Here is a 16,619-nt window from a genome sequence, read left to right as displayed (position 1 = left end):
ACCCGAGGGATGTCCCGAGCATCTGCGACCGTTGAACCGGTTGCAACGTGATTGGATCCTCGGGGCAAGCCCGCGGATGACGAAGGTAAAGTTTTCAAGCTTGCCGGTAAGCGTAGAGCTTCTGCCAAAATCTCGCCCTGAGCGAGATCAGAAAGGCTTTCTTATGGACCACACCACACCGACCGCTTACGACGTCGAAGCCATCCGCCGGGATTTCCCGATCCTGTCGACAATGGTTCACGGCAAGCCTCTCGTTTATCTCGATAACGGCGCTTCCGCGCAAAAACCGCAATCGGTGATCGAGGCGATTTCGCACGCTTATTCCAACGAATATGCAAACGTGCATCGCGGTTTACATTATCTTTCGAATGCCGCTACCGACGCCTATGAGGCGTCGCGCGAAAAGGTCCGAAAGTTCCTGAATGCCGGTTCGATCGACGAGATCATTTTCACCAAGAATTCCACCGAGGCGATCAACACCGTCGCTTACGGTTACGGCATGCCAAAAATCGGCGAGGGCGACGAGATCGTCATCTCGATCATGGAGCACCATTCCAACATCGTGCCGTGGCACTTTATCCGCGAGCGGCAGGGCGCCAAGCTGGTCTGGGTGCCGGTGGATGACGAGGGCGCCTTCCATATCGAGGCGTTCGAAAAGTCATTGAGCGAAAAGACCAAGCTGATTGCGATAACGCATATGTCGAACGCGCTCGGCACCGTCGTTCCGGTCAAGGAAATCTGCCGCATCGCCCGTGAGCGCGGCATTCCGGTTCTGGTCGATGGTTCGCAGAGCGCGGTGCATATGCCAATCGACGTGCGCGATATCGATTGCGACTGGTTCGTGATGACCGGCCACAAGCTTTACGGTCCGTCGGGTATCGGTGTGCTTTACGGCAAGACCGACCGGCTGAAGGAGATGCGGCCGTTCATGGGCGGCGGCGAGATGATCGTCGATGTCGATCAGGATTTCGTCACCTACAATGATCCGCCGCATCGTTTCGAAGCCGGAACGCCGCCGATCGTGCAGGCGATCGGGCTTGGTCATGCGCTGGATTACATGGAAAAGATCGGCCGCGAGGCGATCTCGCGCCACGAGGCGGACCTGACGGCCTATGCGACCGAGCGGTTGCAGGCAATCAACTCGCTTCGCATCATCGGTAATGCACCGGGTAAGGGTGCGATGTTCTCGTTCGAACTGGCCGGCATCCATGCCCATGACGTTTCGATGGTCATCGATCGCCGAGGCGTGGCCGTGCGGGCCGGTACACATTGTGCTATGCCGCTGTTGAAACGCTTTGGCGTCACCTCCACATGTCGCGCATCTTTCGGCATGTACAATACCCGTGCCGAAGTGGATGCGCTGGCCGATGCGCTCGACTATGCGCGCAATTTCTTTGCCTGAGGATTTTAGGGGCTATGGACCAAGACATACCAAAGTGGGATGCCCGTGAAGGCATTATCGATTCTGCGATTCCTGCGGATGAACTGGAGCGCCTGTCCGATGACATCATCGCGGCGCTGAAGACCGTTTACGACCCGGAAATCCCGGCCGACATCTTTGAACTCGGGCTGATCTACAAGATCGACATCGAGGACGATCGCATGGTGAAGATCGCCATGACGCTGACGGCACCGGGTTGCCCCGTGGCAGGTGAAATGCCGGGCTGGGTGGAAAATGCCGTCGGCGCCGTGGAAGGCGTTTCGGGCGTTGAGGTCGAGATGACGTTTGATCCGCCGTGGACGCCGGAGCGCATGTCTGAAGAGGCGCAGGTTGCGGTCGGGTGGTATTAATCGGCTGGATCGGTTATAATTTTCCGCATCCCCCCGGAGGCTCAGCGTTATGCCGCAGCTTGAAAAAGTAAGCATCGATATTCCCCGTGAGGTGAGCGAGGCGATCAACGAGGCGGTCGCTTCCGGGGAGTTTGCAACGGCTGGTGACGTCGTCACGAAAGCAATGGCTACGTTGCAGTCATCACGCCTGATCCATGGTTATACGGTAGACGAACTTGACGCTCTGATTGCCGAGGCAGAGGAGAGCGGCGATCCCATTGATGCCGCCGAGGCTATGCGGCAAATAGACGAAGAATTCGAGAAAGAGTTTGGACGCGAGCTCTGATGCCTCACCGCCTCAGACCAAGCGCTCGTAAGGATATTTCGGACATTCTTGCGTATATTGCTGTACGCAATCCCGATGCAGCACGTGCGTGGCGCAATGCGATGTTTCACATACTGGATCTTCTCGGGGCAAATCCGCATCTTGGAGTGGCGCATGACGAAGTCCGCGAGGGGCTTCGGATGTTTCCAACCGAAAACTATATCGTGCTCTATCGCGCCGACAGAGTTGGTATCCTCGTTCTTCGCGTCATTCATGCCGCTCGCGATTGGCAAACTGTCTCTAAGTAACCGAATCTATTGATTGGGCATTTATCAAGAACTACATAAGACACCAGAACCGCCGGGCCTTGAACCCGGATGTGCAAGGAGAATGAGCCGATGGGCTTTGCAGTGATGACCATGACAGAAGCCGCCGCCTCTCGCGTCAACGCGATTGTCGGTAATTCCGGGCCGGAAGCGCAGGGCATTCGCGTCGGGATCAAAAAGGGCGGCTGTGCCGGTATGGAATATACCGTCGATCTCGTCACCGAGCCTCATCCCAAGGATGACCTCGTCGAGTTTTCCGGCGCCAAGGTGTGGATCGAGCCGTCGGCGGTTCTCTATCTGCTCGGCACGCAGATGGATTTCGAGCAGACGCAGATGCGTTCCGGATTCACCTTCGTCAACCCGAACCAGACTTCGGCCTGCGGCTGCGGCGAATCGGTGGAATTGAAGCCTGCTGATCTGGCTGCGCTGGCGAAGAGCCGCGAAGGACAGGCGTCAGCCGTCTGAAAAGACGAAGCCGAAACGAATTTGAAAAGGGCCCGAGCGGCTCTTTTTCTATTCGTGGCGCAACGCTTCGATCGGGTTAAGTTGCGCAGCGCGTCGCGCCGGAAAATAACCAAACACCATGCCGATGGCAGCGGAAAAGGCGAAGGCCAGCGCGATGATTGTCGGGCTCGGCACGAAGGGCACGCTCATATAGGTCACCACGCCATAGGCCAGCGCCACGCCGGTCAGAATGCCGGTGGCGCCGCCGAAGACGGACAGCATCACCGCTTCCACCAGAAACTGGGTCAGAACCTGCCGTTCGACAGCGCCGATCGCCAGCCTGATACCGATTTCCCGGGTTCGTTCCGTGACCGAAACAAGCATGATGTTCATGATGCCGATACCACCGACCAGGAGACTGACGGCAGCGACCGCCCCGAGAAGGCCGGTCAGAAGCACGGTTGTGCCGGTCATGGCAGAGGCGATCTGGGTCATGTCATTCACCGAAAAATCGTCGTCGCGGCCAATCGCGATGCGGCGCCGTTCGCGCAACAGGTTCTGTACGTCGGTCTGGACTTTTGAGGTCGAGATGCCATCCTGCGCCGAAAGGGTGATGGAACTGATCGTCGTCGTGCCGCCGATGCGCCGCTGGTGCAGTTTCAGCGGCATGATCACCGTATCATCCTGATCATCGCCCATGCCCGACTGGCCCTTGCTGGTCAGCACGCCGACAACGGGGCAGGCGACATTGCTGACACGGATGCTCTGACCGACCGGGTTGGCCGAGCCAAAAAGTTCCTTGCGCAGTGTCTCACCGATAATGCAGGCGGCCTGGCTGCCGCGATCCTCGGTCGGTTCGAAATTGCGTCCGAGCGCCATGTCCCAGTCCTGGGCGATCAGGTAATCGTTGGTGGTGCCGATGACGCTGGTCGAATGGTTCGCGCCGCCGGCAATGACCGTGGCGGTGCCGCGGTTGACAGGTGCGACGGCGCGCAGGCCGCTGATCTGGCTGCGCATGGCTTCCACATCCGCATCGACAAATCGTTTCGCTTCCGAACTGGCGCGTCCCGGACCCCACTGGCCCGGGCGGACGAACAGGGTGTTGGTGCCAAGCCGTGACAGTTCTTGCTGTACCTGAGCCGTCGTGCCATTGCCGATGGTGACCATGGCGATGACGGCGGCAACGCCGATGACGACGCCGAGCACGGTGAGGAAGGAACGCAACAGATTGCGGCTGATGGCACGCCAGGCGAGCTTTGTTGTTTCAAAGAACATGGGCGACCTCCTTTTCCTGCACGTCATCCGAGACGAGGTGGCCATCGGTGAAGCGCAGCAGGCGTTTGGCGTGAGCCGCGATATCTTCCTCGTGGGTGACCATGATGACGGTAATGCCGTGGTCTCGATTGAGGCCCGTGATCAGATCCATGATCTCGATGCTGGTGCGCGTATCGAGGTTGCCGGTCGGTTCATCCGCCAGAAGGACTGCCGGGCTTGTGACGATGGCGCGGGCAATCGCGACGCGCTGCTGCTGGCCGCCTGACAATTCCTGTGTCGTGTGGCCCTCGCGACCTTTCAGGCCAACCTGCTCCAGCGCGTGCATGGCAAGCTCGCGGCGTTGTTTCGTATCCATGCCGCGATAGACGAGGGGCAATTCGACGTTTTCCACCGCGGAGGTGCGGGCGAGGAGGTTAAAGCCCTGAAAGACGAAACCGAGCATATGGCGGCGCAGCAGTGTCAGCTGTTCGCGGCCGAATCCGGATGTGGACACACCCTGAAAAGCGTAATCGCCGGAGGAGGGCGTATCGAGGCAGCCGAGAATGTTCATGGCTGTCGATTTGCCCGAACCCGACGGGCCCATGATGGCGACGAATTCGCCGGTGCGGATCGAAAGGTCGATATGGTCGAGCGCGCGGATCGTCGCTTCGCCGCGTCCGTAAAACTTCGAGACCTTTCTGAATTCGATAAGCGGAGCCTCTGTCATGCGCGGTCAGCCATTGCGGGCGGTGGCGTCGGTGATGACGAGATCGCCTTCCTTCAGTTCACCGGATTTGACGGAGGTGAAGCGACCGTCTGTGGCACCGGTCATGATACGGGCGCGTACGGGAGCACCATCACGAAGTACCCAGACGACACGGCTGCCATCTCGCTGTGCGCCGGCATCGGCCTGTCGCGAACCGCCGCGCGGCGGGCGGGGCGGAGAAAACAGCCGCGTCAGCGGGTTGCCGCCCCTGGCGCTCTGTTGCATCGGCGGCGAATAACGCAGGGCGGCATTCGGAACGAGCAGCGTGTTGTTCCGCGATTTGACTGTTATGTCCGACGTCGCGGTCATGCCCGGGCGCAAGAGCAGATCGGCATTGTCGACGGTGAGGATCGCCTTGTAGGTCACGACATTGTTCACGGTTTCGGAGGCGAAACGAACGCTTTCGATCTTGGCGGGGAATTTCTGGTTAGGGTAGGCGTCGACGGAGAAGGTGGCATCCAGACCTTCGCGGACCTGGCCGACATCGGCTTCATCGACGGAGACCTGCAGTTCCATCCGCTTTAGGTCACCGGCAATGGTGAACAGCACCGGCGCGTTGAGCGAGGAGGCGACGGTGGCGCCCGGATCGACATCGCGGGTGAGCACGACGCCGTCGATGGGCGAGACGACCTTGAGCTTGGAGAGATTGACTTCGGCGAGGCGCAGGCTCGCTTCGGCCGACAGCACGGATGCCTCGTTGACCGATTTCGTTGCCGCAGCCGATTCGTAGGCATAACGCGCCGAATCGAGATCCTGCTGGCTTGAAATGCGGCTATTGACGAGGTTCGTGAGGCGGTCGAGCGACACCTTTGCCGACGAGAGTTCCGCATCAGCCTTCAGCACATTGGCTTTTGCCGAAGCAAGCTGGGCGCGCGCGCTCTGCACATCGGCTTCCTGCTTGTTCGTGTCCAGTTCCAGCAGCACGTCACCGGCCTTCACCGCGCTGTTGTAGGTGACATTGACCTGGCGCACGGTGCCGGAGAGTTCGCTCGACACATCAACCTGATCCGTCGGCTGGACCGAGCCGGTGGCGGTGACGATGACGTTGAGATCGCTATTTTTCAGCGCTTCGGTCGTGTATTCATAACGCGGGCCGCTGCCGGAAAAATAACTGTAGGCGCCATATCCACCGCCCAGGACCAGAAGCAGCGCCAGCGGCCAGACCAGCCGGCGGGAACGCTTTTTTGTGCCGCCCGCCTGGGCAAGGATCGCCGCAAGGTCAGGCGTGGTGCCGGCTTTTCCAGCCGGGTCCGGCTTGTTGGATATGTTCAACGTCAGTCTCCTTCAGGGCGATCATCCGTAGCGGCTTGATTCTGTTGATGCGCCGGTACGCCCTCATCGGCTTTGGCATTACATAGGTATGAGGCGAAACCTAGTGAATTATAGGTAAGATTTCGGGCTCCACGTACAGCTCTGCACGATGCATCCTTCGGCCGCCTGATGCGTTGTTACCGCGCAAACGCAAAGGAGATCACCATGATCAATGCACGCGATATCAAGGAACATGCCGAAGTCATCGGCGCTGACGGCGCCCATGTCGGTACTGTGGACCGTGTCGAAGGCAGCCGAATCAAGCTGACGAAGAAAGACAGCGGTGAAGGTGGCCACGAAGGACATCATCACTTCATTTCGCTGGGGCTGGTTGCCGAAGTTGAAGGCGGAATCGTACGCCTTTCAGCCAACAGCGATGCCGCCGTTCTGTTCGAAGAAGAAGAAAACGGCAAATCCGTTCATTAAAGTGCGGGAAAGATGAAATTTTTGCAGAAAACCCGGGTTGACCACCGGGGTTCGTCTGCATATGTTCCGCCCACTTTCGGGGCACGGATTGACGTGCCCTTGGGAGAGCGTAGCTCAGCCGGTAGAGCAACTGACTTTTAATCAGTAGGTCCAGGGTTCGAACCCCTGCGCTCTCACCACTTTTCCTCAAGCATTTCAATGCTGTAAGTGAGGAAAACGGTGACAAGTATTACTCCATTTTAACGTGATTTACATCGTGTGACGAGGTTTTAAGGCACACGATTGGCACACGCGTTTGCCGTGGCGTTCCCAAAGTCCCTAGGGGTGGGTTGCGGTTGCCGAATCGATCGTCGCAGCAGGACGTGAAGCCGTTGTCCTCGTAAAGAGGTGAAATCGCCAACCGATTTACAAACGGTCAAGTGGTGCCGTTAAAAATATACACGTTGTAAAATTTGTAAATCCGATCTAATTTCAGGATGTTGCGGTGAACAGCCGCAGTAGCGGATCAGATTTCCGCAAGCGTGCAAACGCATAGCCGCAGTCAATCTGCCGTGCAGCCCCGCGATGAGGGTGGCGCTTATAGTGCTTCGATCAATGACCAACCCGGTAAAGACGTGCCGGCAGCCGCCTACTTCCCATTAATTCACCTTTCGCACGCATGGTTTCCCATCGTGAGCGAAATGCGCTTGCGTCCAAAATTTGCGACCACCAGCGTAAATCTCGTGTTGCAACTGACCAATGTGTACAGCAGCCTGATTTCTATTGCGGGCTTTCAATGTAACCGCCAGCATTTGGAACATTGCAAATAGAGGAGAATCTATGAAACCAATGAATGACAACACCGTAGACGGGGATCTACTGATGGGGGCTCCGGCAATAGCCGGGTTCCTTGGCGTCACTCAGCGCCAGGTTTATCGGCTCACCTATGATAAGATTGTACCCCACTTCAAATTGGGTGGCACCATCGCTGCTCGCCGATCGTCCCTGACTACGTGGATGCGGCAGGCTGAGCTTTCAGCCGCACGCGCCGCCTGACCACCCATCCGAAATCACAGACGATTTATAGCCGGCCGTCGCGCCGGAAGGAGGAAACTTGCGTCCACAGATAAGCATTGGCAACGATCTGCCTATATCGATCACACTCCCAACGCCCGACGATGTCGAAAAAAAATGGGTCGGCTGGCGCGTGTGGGCGGTGGATCTGCACCGCGACGCGGACCGTAAACTACGACTGAATGTCTTCGCTGATCCAATCGATGGCCCGAAGCAACAAGAGGTTTTCGAGTTCTTTCTGGGACCGCTAGGTCAGACCGCATCGCCCCGATTTACCGCTCTCGCGGTCGCATGCGGAATTCGCACCAGGCTGACGTCGGTAGATCAACTGGAAGGCCGGTATTTTGCTACCCGAAACGGCGGCAAGCTCTCGATCGACTTCGGTTCGCTTGAGTTTGCACTGGCGCCCGCATGAGAATTCTTGAAATCCGACCGCATCGGGCCGGTGGCAAGACAATTGCCCGGTTCGATGCCGAGCTAGACCACGGCATCAAAGCTTATGACCTGAAGCTCGTGCAAGGTGACGCCGGCCTCCGAGTCTACGGCCCAGCTTTGCACGGCGGAGCGGCCGTCACGTTCCCCGCAATAATCGCATCTCAACTCGCAATCCTGGCATTGGAGGCAATCGCCCATCATGGTCCCTATCCCCTCCGTTGCGCTTGAGCCGCAGACGCCGCAAGAAGTTGCCGTCTCCTACGCAGAGTGGGGCTGGCCTTGCTTTCCGTGCCGTCATCAGGCCGAAGACGTCGTGGACCCCTCGACAGGCGAACTCCACGAGAGGGGCCCGAAGACGCCACTTCTTTCCAACGGCGTGAAGGGTGCCCTGACGCCTCCGTCTGCCGTTGGCCGCGCATGGAGCCGCTATCCGGATGCAATGATCGGACTGCCTACCGGTGAGAAGACTGGTTTCTTCGTTCTCGATATCGACGCGAAACCCGGCGCTGCCAATGGCTTTGACTGGCTTGCCGCGGTGGAGACACAACACGGTCAGTTGCCGGAGACGGCTCGCGTGACGACGCCCAACGGTGGCATGCACATCTACTTCAAGCACACGGAAGGAGTCCGCAACCGTGGCGCCCTTGGTGCTGGCGTCGACATCCGCGGCGAAGGCGGCTACGTAATTGGCGCCGGCAGCGAGATGGCGGACGGTCGCCGTTATGACTGGGCTGACGACGTGCGCGATATCGCGCACGCGCCAGCTTGGCTGCTCGACTTGGTAAAGCCGAAGAAAGTCGAGACGACATCTACGTACCTGTTTTTGCCTGCCGGGACAAACAACGCCTACGTTGACGCCGCTGTCGAGCGAGAGCTTTCTGACCTCGCCAGCGCGGCCATGGGGTCGAGAAACAACACGCTCAACGATGCCGCATTCAATCTCGGACAATGGGTCGGTGGCGGCCACGTCAGCGAGAGCGATGCACGCGCCTGGCTACAGGATGTGGCGCGCGGCTGGGGCAGGGACGTGCCTCGCAGTCTAAAGACGATCGAGAACGGCCTAAAGGCCGGCGTACTTAGCCCACGCCATCCCCCCGAGCCTGACTTTCAGCCGGACAACACGCCGCAGCTGAGCCAAGAGGTCATCAAACGGCTCGTCGAGAACACCCTGCGGAACCAGGCGGAGCGGGAACGCAAACTCGAGCAACCGCCTATCGCGGCCAATGACAACAAGCCGGCTTCGCTTTCCATCCGTGAATGGACTGTCGATCGTTACGTGGGTGAAGCGCCGCCGGTGAAGTGGCTCGTTGACGGCGTCATCCCATTAGGCGTGCCTGGCATGGTGTCTGCGGCTGGCGACACTGGAAAGTCGTTCGCTCTCCTCGAGCTCCATCGACGCATTGCGTTTGGCGAGAGCTTCTACAACTCCCCGATTTTCGGGGGCAAGGTTGCCGTCGACGGAACGTCAGTGATGATCACGTCGGAGGATGATGCCAACGAGGTGCATCGACGAATTAGCGCTTTGGATCCGAAGGGTGAGCGGTTCTCCGAACTTGGAAAGAAGATGATCGTCGTCCCGCTGCCATCGGCGGGTGGCGCTCGAGCATTCTGGCGGGAGGATCGTAAGCTTGGCCTCGTAGAAACCGACGAGTTCAAGCGTATCTGCGATCAGCTTGCGGACATCAATGATCTCCGGTTGGTGACATTTGATCCTCTGGCGAGCTTTGCACATCTGCCGATCAATGAAGATCCGACGGCCGGGCAATTTGTGTGCTCTTCTCTAGCCCGCCTAGCTGCAGAGACGAGTGCGACAATCCTCACCGCGCACCACATGCGAAAGAGCCAAAAACCAATCGAGAACCTCAGTGACGCCCGCGAAGCGATCCGCGGCAGCACGGCTCTCGTTGATGGTCTCCGTGTCGTCTATTCCATGTGGCCGGCAGAGGAAGCTAAGGCGAAGACGGCCTGCAAGCAGATTGGTGTTTCATGGGAGCCGAACCGGATCGTGCTCGGCGGCATCGTCAAGGCCAACGGACCGGCGCGACGGATCCTAAGCACGTACGCCCGAAACGAGTTCGGGCTCCTTATCGATAAGACTGCCGGGGCAGGGGCATCTGCATTCGATCAAGGCGACTTGCGCGGCGCCCTAGTCGTGGCGATTGCAGCGGCAGCTGAGGCGGGCGCGCCGTTCACAAAAACAGGCGTTGGCGGTCTTTACGAGATGCGCGAGCGACTACCAGAGGAACTCAAAGGCTTGGCAAAGGGTAAGCTAGCAGCCCTCGCCGAGCAAGCTTTGGAGCGAGGTGAGATTGTACGGGCGACAGGCCGAGGCGAGAAAACGGCGAAGTGGCTTGACGTTCCTGGCGGTGGTTTCGCTATCGGTCTCGGGGCGTTTACAGCCGGCGCGCCGAGGTAAAGACACGGGAGTCGGGTCTCCTCATTTTTGAAGATACCCCAACAGCGAAAGACCGGCCGCCTTAAGTAATGGATATTGTTCCGTTACGGGAATTCCCGTTTCGGAAGCCGGCCACCCAAAAGCGATATCGGTATACCGATATCGGCCCCAACAAATCCATTCCCAAGCATTGTTGGGAATGTCCGTTCCCACCGGGAATGGAAACTGAAAACGTAATAAAAACAATGAAATCGCATTCCCATTCCCAGCGTTCCCAAGTTAGATTGGGAACGGCTAAGCGTTTGAAAATAAACGCGTTCCCACGTTCCCAAAATTCACCCCTCTAAAGAGGGGGAGGCGTTGGGAACGCCATCCCCTCATTGAGTGGGATGCAAAACTGACCGGCTCAACCGGACGATACGCTCCAGACAAGTTGTCCGGAAATCCCGGTCAACTCGGGCATAGAGGAGAACCATGGACATATCAGTAGCCGACGGCCTGGCGCCTCGGGACTATCGCCGCCGAGGAGAGTATTGGCGGCAGCGGTGCATCGACGTGAACATCGCAGTCGGGCAGCTGCAGGAGCGGATTACCTCGCTCGAACGAGAACTGCGGAACGTCATCCAAGATCGCAACTACATACTGAGGCGAAGCGTGACGCTCACCGTCGCTGAAGAGGCAAGGCGTCGCGCGGCGGCGGGGATGAGGGAAAGGGCGGCGTGCTTGATGGAGGATATAGGCGGCGCGCCGTCGGCTCGATCGGAGGCAATCAGAGCTATACCAGACCCGAAACCAAAATGGAGGCAGTTATGAACACACCAACAAAGCCCAACAACCGAGATTTGTCAGCGCTGTCGGCTTTGCTCGCCGGTCATGTTGCACCGGCGGATAAGAAGCAGAAGAAGGCTACTGCGCCCAAAACTGGACCCAGTGCTGCCAACGACAATAGGAAGCCAAAGGACGTACTCGCCTGGCCGGCACTTGAGAGGCTTGCTCACCGAGGGGACGACAGGCGTGTCTATGCTCTCCGCCATTGGCGGAATATGTGCTATCCGGATCGGGTGGAGGTGGAACCATCGTCCGAGGAGTACAATCCAGAGGTCGTTGTCGAAATCAAGCCTTCTGAACCAGCCCTCTTGGGCGCGATCGGTTGGCAGGCAACGGGCAAGGAGCGGTGGCACTTCACCGGTGAAGAGGTCAATACATACCAGCGAGCAGAGTGCGACGTGACCTACGGCGTCGACAGGAATGGCAACGAAGAAGCCAAGGTCGGCAGTTTGATGTTCCGCAATGGCCAGTTAGTGCAGTGGGGAAAGACCAAGAAGGGGTCAGCTCTGGCGCAGTCAGAAAGGGCCCGCGGGGAAAAGGGCGGCGCGGCGCCCGGCAGGTCTGAGGCGATGATACGTTCTTATTTGGCGCTAAAGGGTGCGGTGTCGCCGCTGGCTGCCCAATCTTACTTCAAGCCAATGTCACCCGTGACCGTGATCCGAGACGCCTTCATTCCGCAGCCGGGTACACAAGAGGCTCGAGAGATACTTCGCTCGTTCGGCATCGATGGCGGCGTGCCGTTTCACAAGCTACCTTTCGCGGCGACCTTGTGCCCTGACGGTATCGTCCTTGGTCTCCAATGGGTCGGTGGGGTGAAGAAGCCGAAACCGCTCGGTGAGATATCTGCTGCCTCAGGCAAGGAGTTCACGGCAGTTAGGCAGGTTGAGGCAGCATTTCACTATGCGACGATTCGTCGTTCGCTGAGGGACCATGCCACGGTGCTGGATCTCGCAATAACGGATGCCTCCGCCCGAGACATCGGTATCGCCATGGGACTATCGTCAGCCTACGCTGAGAAGCGCGGGCCGTCATTGATCGACGCAGCGATAGACTCATTGATCGCTCTCGATGAGCACGCTCAAGGCGACTACCGGCCCGTGGAGGAAAGACTTGCCGCATAGTGTCCGGTCAAGCGGGACGCCAGACCGTATCTATATGAATGGGTAAAAACCCGAGCGACCGCCTTGTGCGGTCGTTTTCATTTGAGGCACTGAATTCTCGCGGACGGTAAACCTCGCTAGAGATGCCGGCATTGCCTCATTAAATTTGCACGGATGGCTGGCCACTAATCTGCTCTGAAAGCTCTCCAACGCGACGCTTCAGGTATTTGACGTCTTCTTCCAGATCAGAAATGGCGTCAGACCCCTTAGCTTCACGAATTGCGTTGCTTACGATAAGTCCGCACAGCGCTGCTGCGCCGATCGCCGCTAGCATTCCTGCAATTGTAGCAAAATTGTCGGCATTCTTGATGCCAGAGAAAACCGTATAAAGACCTGCCGCGGCAGGAGGGATTAGGCATACGAGCTCTAATGTCCGTGATATCGGCCATCCATTCGTTGATTTCATGACGCGTAAATCCCTGTTTATATCACGGTTGGGATATCGCTTGGAAGTTAACACTCAGTCGACATTGGCGTCCTGATTATCAATCACCATCGCCATGCTGCATTCGTTGCAGCCTCTGAGTCGGGGCTAACTACATGCCGATCAGCGGAACCCAAAGAAGCTGAGTACGGCGAGAATGATGACGACGGCGCCTACGAGCCAAACGATGCTGTTCATTGGGAAATCCTCGGATTGATTGTTGGTAACGGTAGCGTGAATGCGGCAACGCTTCATCGGTTCCATTGCATCAGCCTGCCATGTCGAGCCGCACTGCGGACCATGGCGGCGCCTGCAGCCTACCCTTGATCCTCTATCCCTTCGTCTGCACCGGGCTTCGTACCGTGGCAGGGGCGGCGGAAATGTCTGGCCCCTGAAGCGACAGGGCGACGCTGCGGACGCGCTTCGTTGGTAGTCCATATCGGCCATTCACCGATAGATGCTTGCGGATTGAACGCGGCATTCGGTTGGCCTTCCTAATCCCCACGTCGACCTCTCCTCCGTCGTGTGGTGATCCCTGCGGCTGGCTCGCTTCGGCTTGAGCCGGCCGCTTTCGGTTTTTCGTCAGCGAAAGTTGCAAATATTTGCAAATATTACGTCAGATATTAGTCCAACCATTATTTAAATAATCAACAGCGAGTTGACGACTCCGTCAGTTCGGATTATTTAAATAATCACTTCAAGGCTCATCCGAGGCCTCAGTCGGATAATGTGAAAAGCTCGCAGGGGTGATGACCTGGCGGGCTTTTTGCGTTGAACACGCCACAGCATCGGGCTGTGGCGAGCCAGTTCAATTATCGACCTTTAAATCGATCGATGATCTGGATGATCGCAATAACCGTTGGCGGTAGTGCAAGCACCAGAATGATTACTTCAAGACTCATGGGCCTCCTTTCCTTATCGGCGAGGTTGGATTGTCTCTTGATGAGGGAGACCCTCCAGTAGCGCGGCGAAAACGCGTGATCCCGAGCGCAGCGTGTTTTCCTCTCTTGCCGCTCTACTGTTGCCGAAGCACGATTATTGCACACGTTCAATCATTTCGGAAGATGTGGACTGCAGCACTTTGTTAACCACAAGATAATGTGGTTTTTGGCTGTGGAATACGGGGAGAGAGATTTTGACGAATTTCCCAATCCCTTCCGCATGATCATTTAAACTGCAGCGTTATTTCGGCAAGCGGACGAGACCCATGATCGTGATGACTGTCGTCGGCAGTGGCATGGCCCAGCTTGAAGAAGCGACTATCATCCTCGGAACACAGGGCCGCGCTCGACGCGCTTATTCCCGCGCGATCAACCATACCGGCGACATCGTTCGAAACGAAGCTGGCAGCGCGCTGTCCGCCCAGACGGGACTACCCAAGCGTACGGGCAAGAAGGCTTACCGCATCTCTGGTGAGCGTTCCAAGCCTGACACGCTGACGTACGTCGTCAGCGGGCAGGGCGGTGATATCGCACTTAAGTACTTCAAGGCCAGAGAGACCAAGAAGGGTGTCAGCGCTGCTCCTCGCAATGCGAGGCGTGTATTTGCATCCACCTTTATGAAGGCTGGCTGGTGGCCCAAGCGCGTTGGTAAGCCCAACTGGAATAAGCAGGTCTTCATCCGGTCAGGTGATGGCTACAAGTACAATATCGCCCGCAACAATCCACATGGAGCCAAGCGCGTTCGTCTAAAGACCAACTTCCGCAAGGTGAAGTCAGGCGTCTTTGTGCCGCAGGAGATGGTGCAGGGCCTCGCAGGTGAGGCATGGAGGAAGGGCGCTCAGCGCCTACAGCCCCGTGTCGAGCATGAAGTTCGGGCAATGACCAAGGGCATCGTCGGTTGATGCAATGGATGAAAAAAATGATGCAAAATGCTGAAAAACATCATTTTATTGTTGACAAGGGCGTCGAGACATGCTATCATGGTGAGTCCACCCCCTCGGTCGGGTCCCTCTGACCCCCTGCCGGGCCTATGCGGGCGGGAAGGCCCGGCCTTTGACTAGGCATGAAAATTTCTAGAACCGCTTTCCTACTTGTCTACCCCGGCCATCTCCCCCGTAGGGGGAGGTTCAGCCACAACCATGAAAGTGCTGCTGCCGATGTCCAAGGGGAAGGAAGTCAGCCAGGCCGAACTTTCCGACATCATCGGCAAATCGCAGGTCACGCTTCGTGCGTGGGAGCGGGAAGGCATGCCGGTGCTGTCAAAGGCGGGCAAGGGCAGAGCGTCGACCTACAACACGGTCGAGGTAATCGAGTGGATGGAAGCGCGGCTGATATCCAAGTTTGCGGCCAGCAAGGAAGACGACACAGATGTCGTCTCCGAGGATGAGGGGCGGCGCCGCAAGATCGTAGCTGAGGCCAAGCTGGCCGAATTGAAACTTGCTGTCGAGAGCGGGGAGCTAGTCGAGATCGAGGCCGTTGGGGTCGAGGTCGATACTGTGTTGAGCAGCGTGCGAGCGCGGCTCTTGGCAATACCCGGAACGCTGGCACTGACGCTGACAAACGAACCGGACCCGTCCGTCGTTCGTGATCGCGTCTTTGACGAGATTTCGGGGGCACTGAATGAGCTATCAGCCGCTGATCTCGGCAGGTCGAGCGAAGCTACAGGCGCGTCTGAGGCAATCGAGGCTTAAGGGTCTCACGCCTCCGCCCAAGCTCAATCTCGTTGAATGGGCCGACACCTACCGTTTTCTTAGCCCCGAGGCGTCGTCCTCGCCGGGCCGCTGGCGCACTTCGAACGTCGAGGTCGCGCGCGGCCCAATGCTGGCGGCTACAGATCCACGCATTCATACCGTCACCATCATGTGCTGCACGCAGCTTATGAAGACGGAACTTATCAATAATGTCGCCGCCTTTTACATCCATCAGGATCCGGCGCCGATAATTCTGATTCAGCCGACAACCAAGCTCGGCGAAAGCTGGTCCAAGGACCGCTTCGATAAGTTGCGCCGCGACACGCCCGTAATTCGGGATCGTGTTCGTGAGGCTCGGTCGAAGGACAGCGGCACCACGATCCTGCATAAGGATTTCGATGGCGGCCACCTGACTATTGTAGGTGCGAACAGCCCGGTTGATCTAGCATCGCGTCCTATCCGCGTGGTCCTCGCCGACGAAATCGACAAGTATCCTGCCAGCGCCGGCAAGGAAGGTGATCCTCTTTCACTTGCTGAAGAGCGCGCTGCATCGTTCTGGAATCGCAAGTTCATCAGGGCTTGCTCGCCGACCATTGCCGGCAACTCTAAGATCGAATCTGAATATGAAGCGTCCGACCAAAGGAAGCCTTTCTTGCCTTGCCCACATTGTGAGGCGCTGCAAGTCTTGGAGTTCGAGCGCGTTCGTTGGGACAAGTCTGCCGATGGTCAACATCTGCCGGCAACCGCACGGTATCATTGTGTGGAATGTGACCAGCCTTGGGAGGAGACGGCTCGCCAGCGGATGCTGCGCACGCCGAATTCAATCACCTGGCGCCAAACCGCGACCTTCATGTGTTGCGGCGATGAACAGTCGCCGACCCAGTGGGACGATGAAGGCCATTCGCTATGCAAGCATTGTGGCAAGCGGTCGGCATTTGATGGCCATGCGGGGTTCTGGGCATCCAAGCTTTACTCGCCATGGGGCGGCCTAGATGACGTTGCACGTAAGTGGCTGAAGGCCACATCGTCCAAGAGCAGCGAGTTGCTCAAGACGTTCTTCAACACGCAGC

At 57.8% G+C, this 16,619-nt stretch carries 16 protein-coding genes and 1 tRNA gene; 13 read left to right on the top strand and 4 right to left on the bottom strand.

Annotation, left to right across the window (positions count from 1 at the left end; genetic code table 11):
- Positions 1-163: 163 nt before the first annotated feature.
- From GAO09_RS04625 to sufA, 5 genes are all read left to right on the top strand, one after another.
- A complete protein-coding gene (locus GAO09_RS04625; protein ID WP_153352882.1) occupies positions 164-1,402 on the top strand; it encodes a cysteine desulfurase in 1,239 nt (412 codons plus the stop codon).
- Between the two features lie 14 nt (positions 1,403-1,416).
- Positions 1,417-1,791 carry an SUF system Fe-S cluster assembly protein gene (locus GAO09_RS04620; protein ID WP_112729364.1) on the top strand — a complete coding sequence of 125 codons (375 nt, stop codon included), beginning with the start codon at positions 1,417-1,419 and terminating at the stop codon, positions 1,789-1,791.
- A 49-nt stretch (positions 1,792-1,840) separates the two neighbouring features.
- Positions 1,841-2,116, top strand: a complete 276-nt coding sequence (locus GAO09_RS04615) for a ribbon-helix-helix domain-containing protein (protein WP_153352881.1) — start codon at positions 1,841-1,843, stop codon at positions 2,114-2,116.
- Positions 2,116-2,403, top strand: a complete 288-nt coding sequence (locus GAO09_RS04610) for a type II toxin-antitoxin system RelE/ParE family toxin (protein ID WP_153352880.1) — start codon at positions 2,116-2,118, stop codon at positions 2,401-2,403. Before GAO09_RS04615 ends, GAO09_RS04610 begins: the two co-directional genes overlap by 1 nt.
- 90 nt (positions 2,404-2,493) lie before the next feature.
- Positions 2,494-2,886 carry a Fe-S cluster assembly scaffold SufA gene (gene sufA / locus GAO09_RS04605; protein ID WP_153352879.1) on the top strand — a complete coding sequence of 131 codons (393 nt, stop codon included), beginning with the start codon at positions 2,494-2,496 and terminating at the stop codon, positions 2,884-2,886.
- Positions 2,887-2,934: 48 nt separating this feature from the next.
- On the opposite strand, the gene GAO09_RS04600 is transcribed toward sufA, so the two are convergent.
- The 3 genes from GAO09_RS04600 to GAO09_RS04590 are packed head-to-tail and all read right to left on the bottom strand — an operon-like array spanning position 2,935 to position 6,151.
- Positions 2,935-4,140: an ABC transporter permease gene (locus tag GAO09_RS04600; RefSeq protein WP_153352878.1), complete on the bottom strand. Its 1,206-nt coding sequence runs from the start codon at positions 4,138-4,140 to the stop codon at positions 2,935-2,937.
- Entirely contained in the window at positions 4,130-4,846 is a 717-nt protein-coding gene (locus GAO09_RS04595) for an ABC transporter ATP-binding protein (protein WP_153352877.1), read from the bottom strand. The genes GAO09_RS04600 and GAO09_RS04595 overlap by 11 nt, the downstream gene beginning before the upstream one ends.
- A gap of 6 nt (positions 4,847-4,852) precedes the next feature.
- Positions 4,853-6,151, bottom strand: a complete 1,299-nt coding sequence (locus GAO09_RS04590) for an efflux RND transporter periplasmic adaptor subunit (RefSeq protein ID WP_420796135.1) — start codon at positions 6,149-6,151, stop codon at positions 4,853-4,855.
- 210 nt (positions 6,152-6,361) lie between these two features.
- Here GAO09_RS04590 and GAO09_RS04585 point away from each other — a divergent pair, with 210 nt between their 5' ends.
- The 5 genes from GAO09_RS04585 to GAO09_RS04565 all read left to right on the top strand — a co-directional run bounded on the left by GAO09_RS04585 (position 6,362) and on the right by GAO09_RS04565 (position 12,454).
- Positions 6,362-6,622 carry a DUF2171 domain-containing protein gene (locus tag GAO09_RS04585; RefSeq protein ID WP_153352875.1) on the top strand — a complete coding sequence of 87 codons (261 nt, stop codon included), beginning with the start codon at positions 6,362-6,364 and terminating at the stop codon, positions 6,620-6,622.
- 103 nt (positions 6,623-6,725) lie between these two features.
- A tRNA-Lys gene (locus tag GAO09_RS04580) sits at positions 6,726-6,801 on the top strand.
- Between the two features lie 914 nt (positions 6,802-7,715).
- Positions 7,716-8,090 carry a hypothetical protein gene (locus GAO09_RS04575; RefSeq protein WP_153352874.1) on the top strand — a complete coding sequence of 125 codons (375 nt, stop codon included), beginning with the start codon at positions 7,716-7,718 and terminating at the stop codon, positions 8,088-8,090.
- A 219-nt stretch (positions 8,091-8,309) separates the two neighbouring features.
- The gene (locus GAO09_RS04570) at positions 8,310-10,526 is read left to right on the top strand and encodes a bifunctional DNA primase/polymerase (RefSeq protein WP_153352873.1); all 2,217 of its coding nucleotides are present in this window, start codon (positions 8,310-8,312) and stop codon (positions 10,524-10,526) included.
- 788 nt (positions 10,527-11,314) lie between these two features.
- A complete protein-coding gene (locus tag GAO09_RS04565; RefSeq protein ID WP_153352872.1) occupies positions 11,315-12,454 on the top strand; it encodes a hypothetical protein in 1,140 nt (379 codons plus the stop codon).
- Positions 12,455-12,593: 139 nt separating this feature from the next.
- On the opposite strand, the gene GAO09_RS04560 is transcribed toward GAO09_RS04565, so the two are convergent.
- Positions 12,594-12,899: a hypothetical protein gene (locus GAO09_RS04560; protein ID WP_153352871.1), complete on the bottom strand. Its 306-nt coding sequence runs from the start codon at positions 12,897-12,899 to the stop codon at positions 12,594-12,596.
- A 1,225-nt stretch (positions 12,900-14,124) separates the two neighbouring features.
- On the opposite strand from GAO09_RS04560, the gene GAO09_RS04555 reads away from it, so the two are divergent.
- The 3 genes from GAO09_RS04555 to GAO09_RS04545 form a co-directional block, all read left to right on the top strand.
- Positions 14,125-14,760, top strand: coding sequence for a hypothetical protein (locus tag GAO09_RS04555; RefSeq protein ID WP_153352870.1), 636 nt, complete (start codon positions 14,125-14,127; stop codon positions 14,758-14,760).
- A 237-nt stretch (positions 14,761-14,997) separates the two neighbouring features.
- Positions 14,998-15,549: a terminase small subunit gene (locus tag GAO09_RS04550; protein ID WP_153352869.1), complete on the top strand. Its 552-nt coding sequence runs from the start codon at positions 14,998-15,000 to the stop codon at positions 15,547-15,549.
- The coding region (locus tag GAO09_RS04545; protein ID WP_209018606.1) for a terminase gpA endonuclease subunit at positions 15,479-16,619 on the top strand (1,141 nt) is incomplete at its 3' end. The genes GAO09_RS04550 and GAO09_RS04545, both read left to right, overlap by 71 nt.

It is taken from the genome of Endobacterium cereale, from assembly GCF_009617585.1.
Taxonomy (GTDB): Bacteria; Pseudomonadota; Alphaproteobacteria; order Rhizobiales; family Rhizobiaceae; genus Neorhizobium; species Neorhizobium cereale.
The sequence above is the reverse complement of the archived record's forward strand: the minus strand, read 5'-3'. Positions and strand labels throughout refer to the sequence as shown.

Bases quoted from the DNA above. Each gene is read 5' to 3' on its own strand.
- GAO09_RS04625 (WP_153352882.1), top strand. From the start codon at position 164: ATGGACCACACCACACCGACCGCTTACGACGTCGAAGCCATCCGCCGG.
- GAO09_RS04620 (WP_112729364.1), top strand. From the start codon at position 1,417: ATGGACCAAGACATACCAAAGTGGGATGCCCGTGAAGGCATTATCGAT.
- GAO09_RS04615 (WP_153352881.1), top strand. From the start codon at position 1,841: ATGCCGCAGCTTGAAAAAGTAAGCATCGATATTCCCCGTGAGGTGAGC.
- GAO09_RS04610 (WP_153352880.1), top strand. From the start codon at position 2,116: ATGCCTCACCGCCTCAGACCAAGCGCTCGTAAGGATATTTCGGACATT.
- sufA (WP_153352879.1), top strand. From the start codon at position 2,494: ATGGGCTTTGCAGTGATGACCATGACAGAAGCCGCCGCCTCTCGCGTC.
- GAO09_RS04600 (WP_153352878.1), bottom strand. From the start codon at position 4,140: ATGTTCTTTGAAACAACAAAGCTCGCCTGGCGTGCCATCAGCCGCAAT.
- GAO09_RS04595 (WP_153352877.1), bottom strand. From the start codon at position 4,846: ATGACAGAGGCTCCGCTTATCGAATTCAGAAAGGTCTCGAAGTTTTAC.
- GAO09_RS04585 (WP_153352875.1), top strand. From the start codon at position 6,362: ATGATCAATGCACGCGATATCAAGGAACATGCCGAAGTCATCGGCGCT.
- GAO09_RS04570 (WP_153352873.1), top strand. From the start codon at position 8,310: ATGGTCCCTATCCCCTCCGTTGCGCTTGAGCCGCAGACGCCGCAAGAA.
- GAO09_RS04565 (WP_153352872.1), top strand. From the start codon at position 11,315: ATGAACACACCAACAAAGCCCAACAACCGAGATTTGTCAGCGCTGTCG.
- GAO09_RS04560 (WP_153352871.1), bottom strand. From the start codon at position 12,899: ATGAAATCAACGAATGGATGGCCGATATCACGGACATTAGAGCTCGTA.
- GAO09_RS04555 (WP_153352870.1), top strand. From the start codon at position 14,125: ATGATCGTGATGACTGTCGTCGGCAGTGGCATGGCCCAGCTTGAAGAA.
- GAO09_RS04550 (WP_153352869.1), top strand. From the start codon at position 14,998: ATGAAAGTGCTGCTGCCGATGTCCAAGGGGAAGGAAGTCAGCCAGGCC.